Origin of the sequence: Spirosoma oryzicola (assembly GCF_021233055.1) — a bacterium.
Classification (GTDB): domain Bacteria; phylum Bacteroidota; class Bacteroidia; order Cytophagales; family Spirosomataceae; genus Spirosoma; species Spirosoma oryzicola.
In genome coordinates, this window is record NZ_CP089538.1 from 3,078,236 (window position 1) to 3,096,003 (window position 17,768).

A 17,768-nucleotide genomic window follows, 5' to 3' on the forward strand; every position below is an offset into this window, starting at 1 on the left:
TGAACGATAAACGCCCGGATTTAGCCAAATCCGGGCGTTTATCGTTCAGAAAGCCAGTTAATCTTCGTGCGCTAAAACCACCTCAACATAGTAGTTCATGTCCGACGTAAAAATGGTTTGGGTGGCGTTGACGTTGAACCAGACAACGGTGTAGTCGTCACCGGAAAAAGCGGGCTGCCCATTTGCATCTTTCAGTGTATCAACGCTAAACTGCACGCCCGATCCTTTCGGCGGCACATAATCCATTTCTTTAGCGATCGACTGTACTTTGTTGGGGGTGAACGTGAAAAGAATATTCATAGTTGGATAAAGCGTCTGCTACAAGACCTTGTCAAGTTACAGAATCTCACAATAGAGCGCCGGGCGATATTAGCAATCGGTACACTAATTTTGAACGACCCTGTTTTCCCTAACCCGTAGGATAAAGCCACAGGCTGTAGCGGTTCTAAATGATGGCTATTTCTGGTCGATTTATAGGTTCTCAGCTACTGTCTTTACACCTTTTACGCATTCAGTCGCTTCCTGCTGCATTTTCTCATAAGACCCCTCCAAGGTTTCGGTATAATCTACTCTATTTTGTCTTTGGCTGATCTTTCGGAGCTGACCCGGTGATTGATACCCTTTAGCGATTCGTCTGAGTGTGCTTAACATATCGTTGAATTGTTCTGCTTGTTTTTTTGTCATGTCGATTTGTGTTCAATTGGTCATTAGCATGCTTTTGACTTACTTAACTGCGTTTGGATACATTTTTTCTATAAATAGGCACTTGTGCGATTCCGCTTATATCAAAGTCAGCCCGACTTCACTACCAGAAACGGGTAAATTTGTCTGGCTGACATCTTCTGAAAACAAAAAGGCAGCAAAATCTCGCTGGTGAGTAATAGGCCGATTCATGCTTTTGCCGACGACGGAAACTTTAACTTTTCTTAAATTATTTGGCTAAATACCGGCAATTGCCAAATCATTCGTTATTTTGTGTAGTTTACGTTAATAAGACACTGGCTGCTGGCAATTCACCATACGGTCTATTAGACTGTCCTTCAACGGCCTGTCATAGTTCAGTGTTTATTTAAAGCATGAGGCAATCGCTAAAACATATACTTCTTGGGTTAAGCCTACTGGTTCTTTCGGGCCTGTTTACGGATACGTTTGCGCAGGGGCAAGACCGGCAGGTGACATTTACGGGCTTCCTGACTGGCGGGAGGAACAACGATCCGCTACCGGGTGCTTACATCTACATTCCCAAAGCAGGTAAAGGAGTTCTGTCGGCTCCAAATGGGTATTTTGCGTTACCCGTGTTTCCGGGCGATAGCGTGATTTTCAGTTACGTTGGTTTCCGGACGCAATACCATATTATTCCCTCGCGACTTGCGGATTTGACGTATTCGGCGGTGGTGGCCCTTCAGGAAGATGTAAAGACGCTGGCGGAGGTAAAAGTATACCCTTACGCTACGGAGGAGTTGTTTAAAGATGCATTTGTGAACCTTAAGCTTCCCGACGAAAAAGAGCGGGAAAACCTGGCAAAAAACACAAGTCCGGAAGCCATCATGCGGCAGGCAGCCACCATGCCTATGGGCGCGCTGGCCAACCACCAGAACTTTGTCAACCAACAGTTCTTTGGGCGGGAATCCGTTATTGGCCGCAGTCAAACACCGACCTTCTCATTCACGAACCCATTCGCCTGGGCTAACTTTATTCGATCCGTCAAACGAGGGGATCTTAAAAACAAGGAGTGGCGCAGCGAACTCAATAAAGCCCCCCGGGAAAACGTCTCCCGAAAAGATTTGTTGCAATCGAATTAATCGGTGTAGTCAGGCACCCATATGTTGATCTGTAGGACGATCCGATTCTGCCTATGTAGATCCCTATTTACCCCACGTTTTTAATTGCAGGTCCGCTCCGTCAAATACCGCGTAGGTTTTTGCGTTTACCCATTCACCCAGATTTAGGTAGCGACTAGTTGGCGATACGGCCAGATCGAGGGGTAAATGCCGATGCCCAAAAACGTAGAAATCGTGATGTTCACGGGCTTCCACTTCGCGGGAATAAAGCATGAGCCACTCCCGGTCCTCGCCCAGAAAATGCTCCTCTCCTTTCGACTGATTGCTGATACGGCTCCGACGCGACCACGCCTGGGCTATGCCAATACCCATGTCAGGATGCAGATACCGAAAGAGCCGTCGGGCCAATCCGCTTTCAAAAACGCGCTTTAACTTTTTGTACGTATAATCGCCGGGGCCGAGTCCATCGCCATGACCGACGTAAAACCGTTTGTCGCCAATAACATAAGACTGGGGATTCCGGTAAACGGGGATGCCCATCTCCTGCGTAAAATAGGAGTCCATCCACATATCGTGATTTCCCGTAAACAACACGATACGTATTCCGGCGTCCGTCAGTTCAGCCAGTTTCCCCTGCAATCGAATAAACCCTTTGGGAATACTGCGCTTGTATTCAAACCAAAAATCAAACACATCGCCGACCAGGAAAATCATTTCTGCGTCTGAACGGATTTCATTGAGCCAGGCGACAATAGCTCGTTCGCGGGTAAGACTCTGTTCGGAGGAGGGTGTTCCGAGGTGAAAATCGGAGGCAAAATATACCTTTTGGCCAGCGGGCAGCTGAATAATTTCTGGATTCGACATGAATACGGTAATTCGGCACAAAGCTACGCAATGAATGTCGTTCACCCATGCTTCCCCGCTGTTCACTCATTCTTACCCAATCGCTGCGTCACGAATCACATCGTTGTCCATGGCACAACGCCCACCTAACTAACTTATAAAATAGCTTTCAGTATCAGGCTATTGGCCAGGCTACGAAGGCTACGACGAAGGCTTTTTTGCTGATCTCACCAAAGTTGCGGACCGACGAAAACATCTAACTGCGTTCGATGGTATTTAAGAAAACACTACTTTTAAGCTTTCTTAGAATAACTTATGAAACTCAAATCACTGATTCTAGCTTTTCCTGTACTTTGTTTCGCCTGCGGCAACTCCGATTCTGACAACGCCAATAACGCGGCAGGTACCGGCAGTCCTTATTTAGCTAAACAAGTGGTAGGTGTTACGACCCTTAGTGTTGATGCCAACTACCAAAAGCCCTGCAACATTCTGGACGAAGAATACATGCGGGGTGCTTTTAACATTGGAGAAAGCAGCGAAATAGAAGTACTTGACCATCAAAATGGTTGTGAATTTGAATGGAGCGGCAATAAAATAGCCCTTTCCTTTGGCGGAACCAAGCCGTTTGAATCCATGTATGTCGCTGAATACACGTTTGATAAGCTGTATCAGGGCAAAAAAGGTCATGAAAGCGAAGAGGAGAAACCCGCACTGACCGGGCCACATCCTGAAGGTACCGGCTCTGAGATGCCCGCCGACGAACAGGATGCAACCGCAAAAAGCGACTCGTCGAAAGAAGTTCAGGGTGATAGCACGTTAGGTGCACTCCCTTTAACGAAACCTGCCGTTAGTAAAGGTCGTTTCGTAGCCGTACAAGGCGTGGGCGACAAAGCAGTTTGGGACCCGAAAGAAGGCGCTTTACACGTATTGTATAACAACCATATCATCAACGTCACCGTTGAAACCAAAGAGAAGCAAGAGGTTCGGAAAGAACACGCGCAAAATCTGGCCGAAGTTCTGATCGAAAAAATTGTCGGCAACGAGTACCAACGCCGACTCTAAGAATCGTCTGATCCAAAAACAAATCAAGGGACATGGTCAAAAGCCGTGTCCCTTGATTTGTTTTTGGCGTTTCGCTATTCGACAGCGCTTAGCGAACCAGGCCGTCCCGGCGAGCGCGGTCACGAACCCGTTGAGCCCGCGCTTTGCTATCGGGGTGCGATGACAGTATCTGCGTAACGCTTCCTCCACCTCCCCCATTTTGCTTAGCCAGCTTCTCGAACGACGTCGCCAGCGCTATTACATTGTACCCGTTTCGTTTCAGGAAGTCGTAGCTATAATCATCGGCTTCGCTTTCCTGACGACGACTAAATGAGGCTCCCAGCAGGTTATCGGCAAGCCCCCCGACCTGGGAGCGGGATAACTTCCCAACAATACCGGATTGGGATGCCGCTACGTTACGGATGGCAGAGCGACGAAGCGCACTTTTCATCGCATCCCGTGAGTCGTGATTGATAACGTGACCAATTTCGTGGCCCATGATAGCCAGTAATTCGTTATCCGTCATAATATCCATCAACCCTTTGAAAACGCGAACACTACCGTCGGCGGTGGCAAACGCGTTGACGTCTTTTACTTTATACACTTTGTAGTTGATGGGCAATCCGCTGACGGTACGATGCCGACTGACAATTCGGTTCAGGCGCTGAGTATACGGATCATTCGGACCAGCGACCGGATTTTGAGCATCCATTTGCTGAACGGCCTGTCGGGAGTATTGGACAACCTGATCGTTGCTTAAGGTTGCCGAGTTTATGGCGTCGAGTCCCGCTTGCATAAGACTAGGGTTGAGTTGCGCGAACGTTAGAGTAGGCAACCCGAACGCGATCAAGAATAGGCTTGCAATACGCTTCATATACGGAGTCAATTTAGGTAGTTACCGGGTATACCGCACCAGGTAAATTTTCTCTATTGACTTAAAAAAGGGGGTAAAGGTTTAACAGATGATCAGGAACGCATGTTGGTTCATGGCCGGCAATGCTGTTACTTTATTCTTCCAGGGCGAGTTCCTGCCTTACAACCTCGTAATTGGTCCAGTCTACATGCTTGGCGGCTTCCTTCGGCACAACAATCCAGCGGTATTCCCCGTCGATGGTTTGTCCGGGCTTTTGCTGAAAGCTGATAATCCCTTTATCGTTCATCGCATAATACGTAAACGAGATCGACTGATTACCGAGCGTAACGGGTAAGGGAAAAATGTGGTCGCTGGCCGAATGACGATAGAAAGCAACGACCAGACCATTTTCAACCACCGCGTTTGTCACCGCACTATCAACGAAGCCAGCGATGTGCATTTGTGGCGCTTTAGGACTCACCGACCAGGTATTGGCATTGATCGCGATCCAGTCGGAAACCGAAACGGTCTGGTTGACACCAACGGCCTGACTGGGTCGTACGACGTCGGTTGGTGTCTGACAGGCGGTTACGCCCAATAGACCGATTAGCACTACCCCGGCAAGAAAAGAATACGCTCGTGCAGGCATCATACGCTTTTTTCTGACCAACGATTAAGCCACAAAAAATCGTACAGATTTAAACAAATTTTTAACTCTAGTTCGCTACAAAGCGAAAAAGCGTACTATGACTGTCAATCATAATACGCTTTCTTTATTTTCTCAACAAATCGATCAATGCACCGCCATTGGAATCTGCTCAAACGTAACGGCGGGCTTATCGCCGTTTTTAAAGGCTTTGCGGGGCCGAATATTCAGCGTCTGGAACAACTGCTGATCCAAATCTTCGCCGGGGTTAGGCGTTGTCAGAAGCTTATCGCCGGCAAAAATGGAATTAGCGCCCGCCAGGAAACACAAGGCTTGCTCTTCGGTATTCATCCGAACACGACCAGCTGAAAGACGTACCATGGCTTTCGGCATAATGATCCGGGCCGTTGCGATCATCCGAATCATTTCCCAAACCGACACACGAGGCTGCTCTTCCAGCGGAGTTCCTTCTACGGGAACGAGCGCATTAACCGGTACCGATTCAGGGTGTTGGGGCAGCGTCGCCAGTGTATGCAGCATGCCGATACGATCCTGATCAGATTCGCCCATGCCGATAATACCACCCGAGCAAACCGAAATACCCGCTTTACGCGCATGACCCAGCGTGTCCAGCCGGTCGTCGTAGGTACGGGTACTGATGATATCTCCGTAATACTCTTCGCTTGTATCCAGGTTGTGATTGTAGGCGTACAGACCCGCGTCTTTTAATTTTTGCGCCTGACTTTCTGTCAGCATACCAAGTGTGCAGCATACTTCCAGTCCCATTTCGTTGACGCCCTGTACCATTTCAAGCACCTTATCGAAATCCCGGTTATCACGCACTTCACGCCAGGCGGCTCCCATGCAGAAGCGCGTACTACCTGTTTCTTTGGCCCGGTGTGCGGCTGTTAGCACCTCATCAACCTCCATCAGCTTATGTACTTTCACGGCGGTATGATAGCGAGCCGCCTGCGGACAATAGGCACAATCTTCGGGGCAACCGCCCGTTTTCACCGACAGCAGCGTACAGACCTGTACTTCCTGCGGATCGTGGTGTTGACGGTGGACGGTAGCGGCCCGGTACATCAGGTCCAGAACGGGGGAATTGTATATTTCGGCAATTTCGGCACGGGTCCAATCGGTGCGCAGCATAACGTTCGGTTTTAATGTTGGCGAGGAACCATCGTACGGCATGATTTTCCGTGCTATGATGGATTCTATTTGTCAAAAATCGTAAACCGGCGCTGGTAAATCAATACTAAGCCCGTTTATTTCAATCCGAACAGGATACGAGTAAGCTTGAAGGGCCGGATCAACAGCAGGTAAATGGCGACACAAATCACTAATGATGAAAGGCTTACTGCCATAAATCCATCGTAAACACCCAATTGAGTTCTTGTCAGAACAAAGTACCCAATGATCACAATGACGGTCTGGTGCAGGATGTAAAACGGGTAAACGGCTTCGTTCAACTGCGAAAGAATAGGTTTGTTCACGTTTAAATAGCGATAGCCGTAAGCTACGGTTGCCAGCACCGAAAACCAGGTTAGGCTAAGGCCGTTAAAGCTGTATAACGTAGTCAGCAGTTGAGAAGCGTTAATACTGTCGGGACCTATAAATACCCGGGCGCTGTAAAGAAGAAGAGTACAGACGACTGTTCCTACCAGAAAATAACGTCGTTGGTCAGTCAGGATTTGCCAGAAGTCGCGTCGGCTAATCAACACATACCCCAGCCAGAACAGGATTAGGTTTTGCATAAAGTACGCCCAGTCATTGATTAACGCATGAGTCTCATTGGGGAAGAGCCCACCCAGAGCAAGATCGTTCACAATGAGCAAACCAACCAGCCACATCGCTCCGCCCGGTCGCGCCACTAACCGTCCGATCCGGTCCGTGAAGCGTTGTCCAGATTCTCCTTTCAGCCACCGGAATACGGGAATGCTCAGAATCGAATACAAAAACAGGTAGCACACAAACCACAGGTGATGCCAGCTAAAAGCTCCACCCGTCCCGCCATCGTGGTACGGCTGAAACCCAAAAACTTCAGGATAAAACTCGCTATAGCTACCCGTGAATCGCCCTCGAAAAATCCATTCCGTATAAATTTGAGGGGGCACGATCACGAACATCCCAAACACGAGCGGTATAAACAACCGCCGGACACGCTCCCCCGCATAAGTACCAAACGTGCGCTTTTTCAACGCGAAAAATGTCCCTGCGCCCGAAATAAAGAACAGGAGTGGCATTCGCCAGCGGTGTAGCCAGCGCATCACTTCTTCCATCGGCGGACTTGTTTCATTGCTTTGTACGTGCCAGCCCCACGAGACGTAGATCATTCCCGTATGGTAAAACAACAGCGTCACAATGGCAATGACGCGCAGCCAGTCGAGGTCGTAACGACGCAGTGTTGGCGGTACAATAGTGGAAGCCTGTTCCGTAGAGGAGAGCTTATTCTGTAGTGGCGAAGCAGAGGGCATTGTAAGGACAGTTTGGTTCGATGGGCCAAAATTGGCCTCAGGAAGCTCTAAATGCCCTATCTCCCGATGCTTACGAAGTTCTTGCCGACCGGGACGAAGTTCTGTCGTCTCGGTTCTTCGTCAATGTCAGCAGATCGCTTAGTTGGGTTTGTTACGATCCGGTTGTGCTGGTACGCAGCAAAGCGCGGTACTGAGCGGGGGTCTGATTGGTCAGCCGCTTGAAGGCCGTATGGAACGCCGACGGGGAATTATAGCCAACCCGTTCCGCGATCTCGTCAATCTTCAGATTTGCCGTTGCCGGGTCATTCAGCAACCGTTGGGCTTCGGCAATCCGATGCGTAGCCAGCCAGTCGAAAAAGGTCTGCCCAAGGCGGTCATTCAGCAGTTGCGACAAGTGGTGTGGGCTCGTGTTCAACCGGTCGGCGAGTTTAGGGAGCGACAAATCACTTTCCAGATACGGTTGTTCCATTTCGAGCAAACGGCTGATTCGAGCCAGAACAGCCTCTTCTACTTCTTCCGATAAGGCCGACTTTTCGTATTTTTTCTTTGGCTCAACGACAGGTTCGGACGCTACAGGCAATGGGTCGGAAACAGACGCAGGTTTGCTGTGCAAAAAATCTGATCCCTGCATGACCAGATAACTGGTCGTGTAAATCGTGATCGCGATGTACGTAGCCAGAAGGTAGTCACCAACATCATGGTAAAACTGGGGCTTGATGAGGATGATCAGCAGGGGCACCAGTGCAAACAGCCAACTGAGCGTACGCAAGGATGTCAGACCGGTAGACCGATGCCAATTAGCCTGCTGCTGGCTTGCATTCCGGATGGTTAACAAGGCTACTACCGCATAGACAAGGCAACTCAGCAAAGTCATCTCGTTGATATACGGTCGAAGCCCGGTAAAATCTTCGTTCAGGTAGGGCTTGGCGTGAATATACGGCAGTTCCGGATGCTGCGAATCGACGTACGAATTGTATTTAAACTCAGTAGGTTGATAAATCCACGTCACCGAATTGGCGAGCCAAATGGCAAACGGAATCAGGTGCCAGAGCCAGTGCTTGGGTAATCGGTACCACAATCGACTGAATACAAAAAAGTAAAATAACGGACCAAGCACGAAGTTGAACGGCTCTGCCAGATCGCCGGTCCACAATACCCGAAAGGTATAATTGGTGTAGTTCAGAAATATCTCACCGCAGATCGCGGATATGGCCAGGGTAAACAAACCCAGACAGCGATTTGCCAGGCTCTTACGCCGTTCCCCCGTCAAAAAGAACGCACCCAGAAAAACGCCCTGCGCGACACCCAGCAAAATAATGAGCGCAAACAGATCGAGGTGTATAGGAAGAGTCTGCATGGGAACGGCATTACTTGATGCAAGGTAAAAAAAGTGGGGCAAAAAAAGGCCCACACAGTCGTAAGACTACATGGGCCAACCGGGTTGCAAACCTAACTTACTTATCGGATTGTCATCTCGAAAGGCATCCGCATCTGAACACCTTCCATTGTCTTTAGTTTTTTCAGGTACTTCACGTAAGGAGCCAGTTCGCCGAGTTGAGCCTGGATCTTGGTTTCTTCATCACCACCAAACGAACTCATCAACTGCTCGAAGAATGGTTTCTTGCGGGGTTGGTATTTAAGCCGGTAGTCTCCCTCTTTCAGCTTAGCCGATTGAGCCGCCAGCTTAATGGCGTCATCCAAACCACCCAACTGATCAACCAGTCCGATGGCTTTCCCTTGTGTGCCCGTCCAGACGCGCCCACCCGCAATAGCCCGGAGACTGTCAACGGGCAGTTTACGTCCGGCAGCCGCTTTGCTCGTAAAGTCGTTGTAAATACGCTCTGTCGCCCGTTGTAGCGTCTGCTTCTGGAACGGAGTCATTTCGTGCGTCACAGCCGGAAAATCGGCGTTTTCGTTTGATTTAACCCGGTCGTAGGTAACGCCCAGCTTGTCTTTAAAGAACGTTTCGGTGTTGAACAGCAGCGAGAATACGCCAATCGAGCCCGTGATGGTGTTAGGCTGCGCCACAATCTTGTCGCATCCCATGAGCATGTAATAGCCTCCCGAGGCCGCGTAGTCTGACATAGAGCCGATTACGGGTTTTGCTTTGCGGGCCAACTGCACTTCACGGTACATAACATCCGACGCCAGTGCACTGCCACCTCCCGAGTTCACGCGTAGCACGATTGCCTTTACTTTATCGTCCATGCGCGCTTTCCGGATCTCTTCTACGATGGTTTCGGAACCGATGCTGTTTTCTTCGCCTTTACCCGTGTGAATATCGCCAGAGGCCACGATAACAGCGATGCGGTTGCTGCCTGACCCCTCGGATTTTGAATCTGTCGATTCGGAGCTTTGGTACTTGCCCAGCGACACGTAATTGATTTTCTTTTTCTCTTCGACGCCCAGTTGCTTCCGGATTACGCTTTCCAGTTCGTCCTGATACCCAACATTCGTTACAAGTTTTGTGCGGAGTGCATCGGCTGGTTTCTGGATGGTAAGCTTATCGGCATAGCGTTTCAGCGAGTCTACTCGTAGCCCCCGGCTTTGTGCCACCCGAACGAGCATATGGTCGTTGATCGAATTAATGAAGGAAGTCACCTGACGCTTGTTGGGCTCACTCATGTCCTCACGGATGAAGGGCTCAACGGCGCTTTTAAACTCGCCGACCCGGAAAATTTCGGGTTTGATACCCAGCTTGTCGAGCGTTCCTTTGTAAAAAGACAGTTCAGCGTCCAGACCGTTCCATTCCAGATCACCAGCGGGATTCAGGTAAATTTTATCGGCAATCGAAGCGATGTAATAGCCTTTTTCGTTCATCGTTTCGGCATAGGCGTACACGAATTTTTTCGATTGCTTAAAGTCGATCAGTGCATTGCGAACCTCTTCGACAGAAGCCCAGCCAGCGCTCGGACTTTCGGTGTGAAGATAGATTCCTTTAATGTTATCGTCTTCTTTCGCTTCTTTAAGCGCCTTTTTTAGTTCAATCAGACCTATGGCATCACCAGACGTGCTGATTGGTCCAAACCCGTTGAACGGATTTTCGGAACTGCGCTCTTCAATGGGTTTATCTAAATCGATCTTCAACACCGAATTTTCCTTCACCTCGGCTTTCTGATCTGATGAGGACGACAAAGCCGCGCTCAATCCGATCAGCAGCAAAAAGCCGATGAAGGAAAACAAGAGTAAGCCAACAATTGTGGCTAAAACATATTTAAGAAACTGTCGCATGAATCAATGTTTATAAGCTAGGTTAATATGCATAGTAAACAAATTTACACGGCATAGTTGCCGTTTTTTTAGAAAAATGTTGAATGCGCAAATGGACGGATAAGTGGTTTCCTGAATCAACGGGGCACGCCGTCCGCTTTTTTGGAAAAGAAAATGGGTAGCTGAAAAAGCCAGCCATTGCCGCTTTTCCAACTACCCATCTGTTTGTGTACTTCTTTGTCTGACTAAGCGGGCATATTCGCGTAATCTTCCATAGACGTACGGATTACGTCAAGGGCTTCCTCGCGACCGTATACGCTGGCCAATTCCATAACAGCCGGCTCATCGGGCAACGTTTTGTACGTTAAGAAATAGTGTTGCAGGCGCTTCACTACGGCGATTGGCAATTCACTCAGATCATTGTACTGACCGTACATGGAGTCGCCTTTCAGAACGGCAATAATTTTGTCATCCGCTTCGCCTTTATCGATCAGCCGGAAACCACCGATGGGAATAGCTTGCAGCAAGATGTCACCGTGGGTGATCTCGCGCTCCGTCAGTACGCAGATGTCCAGTGGGTCACCGTCACCTAACTCGATGGTACGCCCTGACCGTTCAGAAGCTAACTGAGCAATTCCGTCACCGCAGTACGTGCGGGGAACAAATCCGTAAAGTGCTGGAATAATATTCGAGTATTGTTGGGGCCGATCAATTTTTAAATAACCCGTCTCTTTGTCGATTTCATACTTAACCGTATCAGTCGGGACAATTTCAATAAATGCGGTTATAATTTCAGGAGCTTTATCACCTGGCGAGATACCATGCCAGGGGTGAGCTTTAGAAGGAGTTTTTGCCATAGGATCGAGTTGTGTCGGCTCAAGAAATGCTTGCATACTATTTTAAATAAAAAACTGGAATAATCAATGTTTGTTAACGCCCCGAAATAAACATTCCGTCCAATTTCGTCAGTCAAATACATCTGGGCCTGACAAAAGAATCGGACGGAATAATCAGCATCAGCCAAAAATACAAAAGGAATGTTATACCCTAAATTTTTCCTTTTAAACGGATACACTATACGTATTTACTCTTCCAAAGTTACTATTATTCGATAATAATCAACCAATAGTAAACAACAAAACTATTTTTAAACCGATACTCGATCCGTAAACCCGATCCGCTCGGCTACCTGGTGCTCGCCCGTACGGTTCAGCGATTGCCGCACAAGCATTTCGCCGAGAAAACCGGCCAGGAATAACTGGACACCGAGAATGATAGCGACCAACCCGAAGTAAAACAGGGGATTATCGGTCGCGTTTCGAAATTTAGCGCCCTGCGCAATGTTGATCAGCTTTTCGACGATCAGCCACACGGCCAGCACCGTTCCCACAAAAAATGAGAGGGTGCCGAATGTACCGAAGAAGTGCATGGGTCGTTTGCTGAACCGATGAACGAACGCAATGACCAGCACATCCAGAAAGCCATTGACGAAACGCTCGAGGCCAAACTTGGTCGAACCGTATTTCCGGGCGCGGTGCTGCACAACCTTCTCCCCGATCCGGCTGAACCCGTTCCAGTTAGCGACAATCGGCAAGTTGCGGTGCATATCGCCGTACAACGTTGGCGCAATTGATTTGACTACTTTCTGTTTGTACGCCTTCAGGCCGCAATTGAAATCATGCAGTTGTACGCCCGAAATCCAGCGCGAAACGGAATTAAATAGCTTTGTCGGTAACGTTTTGGTGATCGGATCGTAGCGTTTCTGTTTCCAGCCCGAAACCAGATCGTATTTATCCGCCACGATCATTCGGTACAGTTCCGGGATCTCGTCGGGACTGTCCTGCAAGTCGGCGTCCATTGTAATCACAACTTGCCCGCGTGCGGCCTGAAAGCCGGTTTGCAAAGCCGCCGTCTTGCCGTAGTTCCGGTTAAAGCGAATTCCCCGAACGTTCGGATTGACACCCGCCAGCCGTTCAACGACCGTCCAGGAGTCGTCCGTGCTGCCGTCGTCAACGAACAGGATTTCGTAGGTATACTGTTGTTCCGTTACGACCCGCACAATCCAGTCGTGCAATTCGGGCAACGACTCATCTTCGTTGAAAAGCGGAATCAGAACGGTTAATTGAAGCAATTCAGTCATTTAATTCGAACCGTTTGTTCTTTCTTCGTGAACATAATTTTGCCGCAAAATGCTCAAACTGCCACGAAGTTCACAAAGGTATTCAGAATATCAGGTAAAAATCACGCAACAGTGCCCGGAATGCGCTTGTATAAGTCCGTCCATCCACCTCATAAATGTCCAGCGTTTCTTCCACACACGTACCCGTTTTGAACGAATACCCGGTTACGAACCGGAACGCTGGCTTACGCGTGTGATGGCTCAGAATTAACCGTCTGACAGGCTGTAATCCTGCTTTCTGCGCTAAATCGGCCAATCGCCCACTTTCGTAAGGCGGCAGTAAAACCCACAACTGCCCTTCTGGGCGTATCAACTGCCGAACCGCTTGGACCAATTCTTCAAACGGTAAGTCGTCGGTATGCAGCGCCCGGTTTACGGCGGCATCGGGTGAGCGCAGATGGTTAGTATAAAAAGGAGGATTGGTTAAGATGCGGTCGTATTGCCCATCGCCAACGCTAAAATCCTGGATGCGTTCCCGAAATAGACTGATTCGTTGGGCAAAGGGACTGGCAGCCACGTTCTCCTGCGCCTGTCCGAAAGCGGCCTCGTCCATTTCTACCGCATCGACCAGAGCCGTAGCATTTCGTTGCGCAGCCATGAGCGCCAGCAAGCCCGTCCCGGTACCAATGTCGAGAATACGATTCACCGGTTCGGAACCCGCCGGTTCGGAACCCGTTACGTCGGCATACGCACCCAGCACGCACGCATCAGTGCAGACTTTCATGGCCGTACGATCCTGCTGAATAGTGAACTGCTTGAACGAAAACACGATCTGAACCGGGATTTTTTTGATTGATACGATTTACGGGAGCTTCCGCTTTGGCAGCAATTCTCAGTGGCGTTTCGTCTGGTTGTAGACCGTCTGGTTTACGTTATTTCCGGCCAAAATCGGCGGGGTTTTCGCCCCATACGGTTGTTTCCCACTTCAGAATTGGGTTGGCGTACCGATGCGTTTTAAGCCAAGTTTCGGCCCGGTCAAGCAAATCGAACAGTTCTTCGTTCCGAGACGTTTCTTCAAGCTTGGTATTGGCTTTCTTGTTTTTTACCCAACTAATAGCCGTTCGGGAGTCCGAATAAATTGGGATATTACTGCCTTTCTGATGCAGCAGCGCGAGCGCGTGAACGATTGCTAAAAACTCACCGATGTTGTTGGTTCCATCGGCATACGGTCCTTTCAGAAACAGCTTTTGCTTGGTAGCCAGGTAGATTCCCTGGTACTCCATATCGCCGGTCGCCGTGTTCCAGGCGGCATCGACAACCAGACTGTCCTCAATGGGCGAGCCAACCAAACCCGGTATCTTCGCACTGGTAGTTTCCGGCTTTTTTCCCTGACCGATGTGCTGGTGGGGTTTATCCTTATAGGCTTTCAGCGCAGCGGGTTTGCTGTCAAACGATTTGTAGAGCGCACCGTCGAAACCCGCCGTTTGTTTCTGACAGGCGTCCCACGAATCGTAAACACCCGTTTCGCGCCCACGCCAGACCACATAAAATTTTGGCTTTTTCTGAGCCATAACGACTAATCTTTTCCGCAAAAGTAGCGACAATCCGGTTTATTGCCTTCGCCGGTCGTCGGGAATCCGCTGGGCTAGTTGGCTAAAGTGGCTTTAGACAAGGGTTTAGCTTTTACGTAAAAAAGGTTTAATCCCGCAGGACCAAACCTTTTTTACATGGATTATCTATTCACCTCTTCTACTCGTCGTTATCAGGCCAGAACAGATACAAAGCCAGACCGACGACGGCACTTATACCGATTACCCGCGCTACGTGAAACGAAACGGGCGTAGGCATATCGACAATACCATGCTCATCGGTGACGGCGGGTTGTTTGACGTAACGCCCTTTCGACGGAATGGACATCTCGTCAAAGTTGTGCGCGAGTTTGTTCAGCCCTAATTCGAGATCAAGACCCCGCACGGATACGCCATGTCCCGTTCCGGCAGCTGATGGATTGAGGTTGTTTAATTTTTTTACTGAATTCTGAGCAGCTTCCCAGTCGTAGGTGAAATAAGCGGGTGGGCCGTGAAACTCTTCCCGCTGGGTAGCTACGGCAATGCCTGAGTTCTGATTGGTTGTGACAAAAGCATCACCAGCGATGAGCGTACGGTCCTTGTCCCGGAAAAAAGAAACGTGCCCCGGTGCATGACCCGGTGTATGGATTGCCCGCCAGTCCGGCAATTCAGGAATGATGCCATTTTCGGGAAAGGGCTTAATCTTATCCCCGAAATCCATTGGCCCGATTGGGAACACCCACGACATATAGGACATTGCTCCCCCGCCGATAGCCGGATCGGGTGGTGGATAGCTCGATTTACCTTGCAGGTAAGGCAGTTCCAGCATGTGCGCGTAGACCGGCACGTCCCACTCTTTCAGCAACGATTTTAGCGATCCCGTATGATCTGAATGGCCGTGGGTCAGTATAATCGCATTGGGTTTTGTTCCAGCGCCGAAGAGTTGTTCCGCTTTCTTTTTGATCTGGCCCGTGTAACCGGGAAGTCCCGCATCGACCAGCACCCAGGGATTGCCTTCTCCTGGCTCACCAATAAAAAAGACGTTGACGAATAATGTCTTGAGCCCTGCGACGTCGTGCGTAACGTCATAAGGTGACTTTGTACCAGCATCAACTGGCGCATCGAATTCAGTTTGGCTTTCCATATACGTTGCGTTTGTTCCGGTAAAATAACCTACTCCTTTTGTAGATTGTTTACGGGAACAAACGCAATGGACTTACTAGCTACGCTCTTCCCAAACCTGAACCAGATTAACAATCACCTCAACGGCTTTGTGCATATCCTGCACCGACACCCACTCCAGCCGGGAGTGGAATGCGTGTTCACCAGCGAATATATTGGGGCAGGGCAAGCCCATGAAGGACAACCGCGAGCCGTCGGTCCCCCCCCGGATACTCCGCCGTTCAGCCGATAAGCCGGCCCGACGGATGGCTTCGAGCGCGTTCTCAACCACATCGGGATGCTGATCCAGTACTTTTTTCATGTTGCGGTACTGTTCTTTTACGAGCAGTTGCGCCGACGAGCCTGGATAGCTTTTCAGCACATCGTTTAGTTTGTTTTGCAGGTACGTTTCTTTCTCCTGCAAGCCCACTTCGGTAAAATCGCGAATGATGAATTCCAGCACGGCCTGATCCTGATTACCTTCAAAACGCGTCGGATGCACAAAGCCTTCCTTATCCTCGGTTGTTTCGGGGGACAGGTGCTCTTTGGGCAGCGAAGCCAGCAGATCAGCGGCAATTTTTAGGGCGTTTTCGAGCTTGCCCTTCGCAAAACCGGGGTGCGTACTAACGCCCTGAACGGTGATGGTGACGGCATCCGCCGAGAACGTTTCGTCTTCAAGTGTCCCCAGGGCTTCGCCGTCGATGGTATAGCCGAAATTGGCGTCCAGCTTTTGCATATCGACTTTCTCGGTACCCCGACCGACTTCTTCGTCCGGCGTAAACAGCAACCGAATTCGTCCGTGTTTTACGTCTGGGTGAGTCAGCAAAAAATGGGCAGCGTCCATGATTTCGGCGACACCCGCTTTGTTGTCTGCCCCGAGCAAGGTGGTTCCGCTGGCCGTAATGATATCGTTGCCAATCTGATGCTGTAAATCAGGATGCTCATGCACCCGAATCATCTGCGTAGCGTCATCGGGCAATACAATATCGGAACCGTTCCAGTGGGTATGAATAATCGGTTTCACGCCCGCGCCCGTTACATCGGGCGACGTATCGACGTGCGAGCATAGGCAAAGGGTTGGTACGTTTGCTTTATCGGTCGTGGCGGGTATGGTGGCGTAAACGTATCCCCACGCATCGAGTTCTACGTCGGAAAGGCCCATGTCGTGCAACTCCTGCACGAGTACACGGCTGAGGTCTTTTTGTTTTTCGGTGCTGGGGTTCGTCGTTGACTGCGGATCAGACTGGGTATCGATCTGAACGTAGCGAAGAAAGCGATCAACAGCGGTGTAGGAATAATTGGCGAAGCGATTGGTTAGCATATGGTTGAGTAAAAAAGCCCGTTCCTACCACAACCGCGCTAGTAAGCTGATGGGTATTCAGAACGGGCTTATGGAATACGATTTATTTGAGCGTAGCCAGGACTTTCTGCATCTGTTCGGCTACAAACTGATTACCGGCGTCGTTGAGGTGAACGCGGTCGGTCGTCAGGATGCCTTTCTCTTTGTTGTCAGGGTTGTGCTTGAGGTTGTAGTCTAGGAATGCTTTGCGCAAATCGACCAGCGGCAGATTGTTCTTTTTAGCAATATCACGGATTAGCTGGCTGTACTGGTTCAGATCGCCATCCTGCTGGTTCGACATGTCCGTCTTTTCGCCGATAGCAGCGGGTGTACATAGCACAACGCGCGCATTGGCCGCCTGTAACTTCTTGACGACGGCTTCGTAAAACCGCACAAACTTGTCGGCATCGGTTCCGGTACCCGACGAAGCTTTGTGCCATACGTCGTTGACGCCAACCCACACCACGACAACATCGGGTTTCTTGGCCAGTACATCGTCATCCATCCGCAGGTATAGATCGTAAATCTTGTTACCACCAATACCTGCACCGATTAATTCATACTGATTGGCGGGCAGCAACGATTTCAGGCGATCAATGTAGCCGCCCGGATTAACCCCCGCCTGGGTAATCGAATCACCGAAAAACACAACACGGGTAGGGTTGGCGGTTGTCATAGCCAGCAAGGCGCCAACGCAAAAAAGGGCGATTACGCGAAAAAAAGTAGTCAT

18 protein-coding genes are annotated in these 17,768 nt (G+C 49.7%); 2 read left to right on the top strand and 16 right to left on the bottom strand.

The genetic code is table 11. The features are described 5' to 3' along the window. Nucleotides 1-57 precede the first annotated feature (57 nt). Nucleotides 58-300 carry a hypothetical protein gene (locus LQ777_RS13065; protein WP_232558366.1) on the bottom strand — a complete coding sequence of 81 codons (243 nt, stop codon included), beginning with the start codon at nt 298-300 and terminating at the stop codon, nt 58-60. Between the two features lie 171 nt (nt 301-471). Beyond that, a complete protein-coding gene (locus tag LQ777_RS13070; protein WP_232558367.1) occupies nt 472-684 on the bottom strand; it encodes a hypothetical protein in 213 nt (70 codons plus the stop codon). A gap of 392 nt (nt 685-1,076) precedes the next feature. Here LQ777_RS13070 and LQ777_RS13075 point away from each other — a divergent pair, with 392 nt between their 5' ends. After that, nucleotides 1,077-1,802 carry a carboxypeptidase-like regulatory domain-containing protein gene (locus LQ777_RS13075; RefSeq protein ID WP_232558368.1) on the top strand — a complete coding sequence of 242 codons (726 nt, stop codon included), beginning with the start codon at nt 1,077-1,079 and terminating at the stop codon, nt 1,800-1,802. Nucleotides 1,803-1,865: 63 nt separating this feature from the next. Here the strand turns inward: LQ777_RS13075 and LQ777_RS13080 are convergent, their stop codons facing one another. Further along, nucleotides 1,866-2,645: a UDP-2,3-diacylglucosamine diphosphatase gene (locus tag LQ777_RS13080; protein ID WP_232558369.1), complete on the bottom strand. Its 780-nt coding sequence runs from the start codon at nt 2,643-2,645 to the stop codon at nt 1,866-1,868. 294 nt (nt 2,646-2,939) lie between these two features. Between LQ777_RS13080 and LQ777_RS13085 the strand changes: the two genes are divergently transcribed. Beyond that, nucleotides 2,940-3,686, top strand: a complete 747-nt coding sequence (locus LQ777_RS13085; RefSeq protein WP_232558370.1) for a hypothetical protein — start codon at nt 2,940-2,942, stop codon at nt 3,684-3,686. Between the two features lie 88 nt (nt 3,687-3,774). On the opposite strand, the gene LQ777_RS13090 is transcribed toward LQ777_RS13085, so the two are convergent. The 13 genes from LQ777_RS13090 to LQ777_RS13150 form a co-directional block, all read right to left on the bottom strand. After that, a complete protein-coding gene (locus LQ777_RS13090) occupies nt 3,775-4,539 on the bottom strand; it encodes a M48 family metallopeptidase (RefSeq protein WP_232558371.1) in 765 nt (254 codons plus the stop codon). 133 nt (nt 4,540-4,672) lie between these two features. Then, a complete protein-coding gene (locus LQ777_RS13095; RefSeq protein WP_232558372.1) occupies nt 4,673-5,170 on the bottom strand; it encodes a hypothetical protein in 498 nt (165 codons plus the stop codon). A 141-nt stretch (nt 5,171-5,311) separates the two neighbouring features. Continuing rightward, the gene (bioB, locus tag LQ777_RS13100; RefSeq protein ID WP_232558373.1) at nt 5,312-6,316 is read right to left on the bottom strand and encodes a biotin synthase BioB; all 1,005 of its coding nucleotides are present in this window, start codon (nt 6,314-6,316) and stop codon (nt 5,312-5,314) included. Nucleotides 6,317-6,432: 116 nt separating this feature from the next. Then, on the bottom strand, nt 6,433-7,641 hold the full coding sequence (locus LQ777_RS13105) for an acyltransferase family protein (RefSeq protein ID WP_232558374.1): 1,209 nt from the start codon (nt 7,639-7,641) through the stop codon (nt 6,433-6,435). 151 nt (nt 7,642-7,792) lie between these two features. After that, nucleotides 7,793-8,998 carry a helix-turn-helix domain-containing protein gene (locus LQ777_RS13110; protein ID WP_232558375.1) on the bottom strand — a complete coding sequence of 402 codons (1,206 nt, stop codon included), beginning with the start codon at nt 8,996-8,998 and terminating at the stop codon, nt 7,793-7,795. A gap of 101 nt (nt 8,999-9,099) precedes the next feature. Beyond that, nucleotides 9,100-10,872 (bottom strand): signal peptide peptidase SppA, encoded by a 1,773-nt coding sequence (gene sppA / locus LQ777_RS13115; protein ID WP_232558376.1) that lies wholly within the window; start codon nt 10,870-10,872, stop codon nt 9,100-9,102. Nucleotides 10,873-11,096: 224 nt separating this feature from the next. Then, nucleotides 11,097-11,744 carry an inorganic pyrophosphatase gene (locus LQ777_RS13120; protein ID WP_232558377.1) on the bottom strand — a complete coding sequence of 216 codons (648 nt, stop codon included), beginning with the start codon at nt 11,742-11,744 and terminating at the stop codon, nt 11,097-11,099. 254 nt (nt 11,745-11,998) lie between these two features. Then, on the bottom strand, nt 11,999-12,991 hold the full coding sequence (locus LQ777_RS13125; protein ID WP_232558378.1) for a glycosyltransferase family 2 protein: 993 nt from the start codon (nt 12,989-12,991) through the stop codon (nt 11,999-12,001). 82 nt (nt 12,992-13,073) lie between these two features. Then, entirely contained in the window at nt 13,074-13,814 is a 741-nt protein-coding gene (locus LQ777_RS13130; protein ID WP_425276950.1) for a tRNA1(Val) (adenine(37)-N6)-methyltransferase, read from the bottom strand. An 88-nt stretch (nt 13,815-13,902) separates the two neighbouring features. Then, entirely contained in the window at nt 13,903-14,541 is a 639-nt protein-coding gene (locus LQ777_RS13135; RefSeq protein ID WP_232558379.1) for a ribonuclease H1 domain-containing protein, read from the bottom strand. A gap of 178 nt (nt 14,542-14,719) precedes the next feature. Beyond that, nucleotides 14,720-15,682 carry an MBL fold metallo-hydrolase gene (locus tag LQ777_RS13140; RefSeq protein ID WP_232558380.1) on the bottom strand — a complete coding sequence of 321 codons (963 nt, stop codon included), beginning with the start codon at nt 15,680-15,682 and terminating at the stop codon, nt 14,720-14,722. A gap of 75 nt (nt 15,683-15,757) precedes the next feature. Beyond that, on the bottom strand, nt 15,758-17,020 hold the full coding sequence (gene pepT / locus LQ777_RS13145; RefSeq protein ID WP_232558381.1) for a peptidase T: 1,263 nt from the start codon (nt 17,018-17,020) through the stop codon (nt 15,758-15,760). A gap of 82 nt (nt 17,021-17,102) precedes the next feature. Continuing rightward, the gene (locus LQ777_RS13150; RefSeq protein WP_232558382.1) at nt 17,103-17,768 is read right to left on the bottom strand and encodes an SGNH/GDSL hydrolase family protein; all 666 of its coding nucleotides are present in this window, start codon (nt 17,766-17,768) and stop codon (nt 17,103-17,105) included.

Bases quoted from the DNA above. Each gene is read 5' to 3' on its own strand.
- LQ777_RS13120 (WP_232558377.1), bottom strand. From the start codon at position 11,744: ATGCAAGCATTTCTTGAGCCGACACAACTCGATCCTATGGCAAAAACT.
- LQ777_RS13105 (WP_232558374.1), bottom strand. From the start codon at position 7,641: ATGCCCTCTGCTTCGCCACTACAGAATAAGCTCTCCTCTACGGAACAG.
- LQ777_RS13140 (WP_232558380.1), bottom strand. From the start codon at position 15,682: ATGGAAAGCCAAACTGAATTCGATGCGCCAGTTGATGCTGGTACAAAG.
- LQ777_RS13070 (WP_232558367.1), bottom strand. From the start codon at position 684: ATGACAAAAAAACAAGCAGAACAATTCAACGATATGTTAAGCACACTC.
- LQ777_RS13110 (WP_232558375.1), bottom strand. From the start codon at position 8,998: ATGCAGACTCTTCCTATACACCTCGATCTGTTTGCGCTCATTATTTTG.
- bioB (WP_232558373.1), bottom strand. From the start codon at position 6,316: ATGCTGCGCACCGATTGGACCCGTGCCGAAATTGCCGAAATATACAAT.
- sppA (WP_232558376.1), bottom strand. From the start codon at position 10,872: ATGCGACAGTTTCTTAAATATGTTTTAGCCACAATTGTTGGCTTACTC.
- LQ777_RS13075 (WP_232558368.1), top strand. From the start codon at position 1,077: ATGAGGCAATCGCTAAAACATATACTTCTTGGGTTAAGCCTACTGGTT.
- LQ777_RS13090 (WP_232558371.1), bottom strand. From the start codon at position 4,539: ATGAAGCGTATTGCAAGCCTATTCTTGATCGCGTTCGGGTTGCCTACT.
- LQ777_RS13095 (WP_232558372.1), bottom strand. From the start codon at position 5,170: ATGATGCCTGCACGAGCGTATTCTTTTCTTGCCGGGGTAGTGCTAATC.
- LQ777_RS13065 (WP_232558366.1), bottom strand. From the start codon at position 300: ATGAATATTCTTTTCACGTTCACCCCCAACAAAGTACAGTCGATCGCT.
- pepT (WP_232558381.1), bottom strand. From the start codon at position 17,020: ATGCTAACCAATCGCTTCGCCAATTATTCCTACACCGCTGTTGATCGC.
- LQ777_RS13135 (WP_232558379.1), bottom strand. From the start codon at position 14,541: ATGGCTCAGAAAAAGCCAAAATTTTATGTGGTCTGGCGTGGGCGCGAA.
- LQ777_RS13080 (WP_232558369.1), bottom strand. From the start codon at position 2,645: ATGTCGAATCCAGAAATTATTCAGCTGCCCGCTGGCCAAAAGGTATAT.
- LQ777_RS13150 (WP_232558382.1), bottom strand. From the start codon at position 17,768: ATGACTACTTTTTTTCGCGTAATCGCCCTTTTTTGCGTTGGCGCCTTG.
- LQ777_RS13085 (WP_232558370.1), top strand. From the start codon at position 2,940: ATGAAACTCAAATCACTGATTCTAGCTTTTCCTGTACTTTGTTTCGCC.
- LQ777_RS13125 (WP_232558378.1), bottom strand. From the start codon at position 12,991: ATGACTGAATTGCTTCAATTAACCGTTCTGATTCCGCTTTTCAACGAA.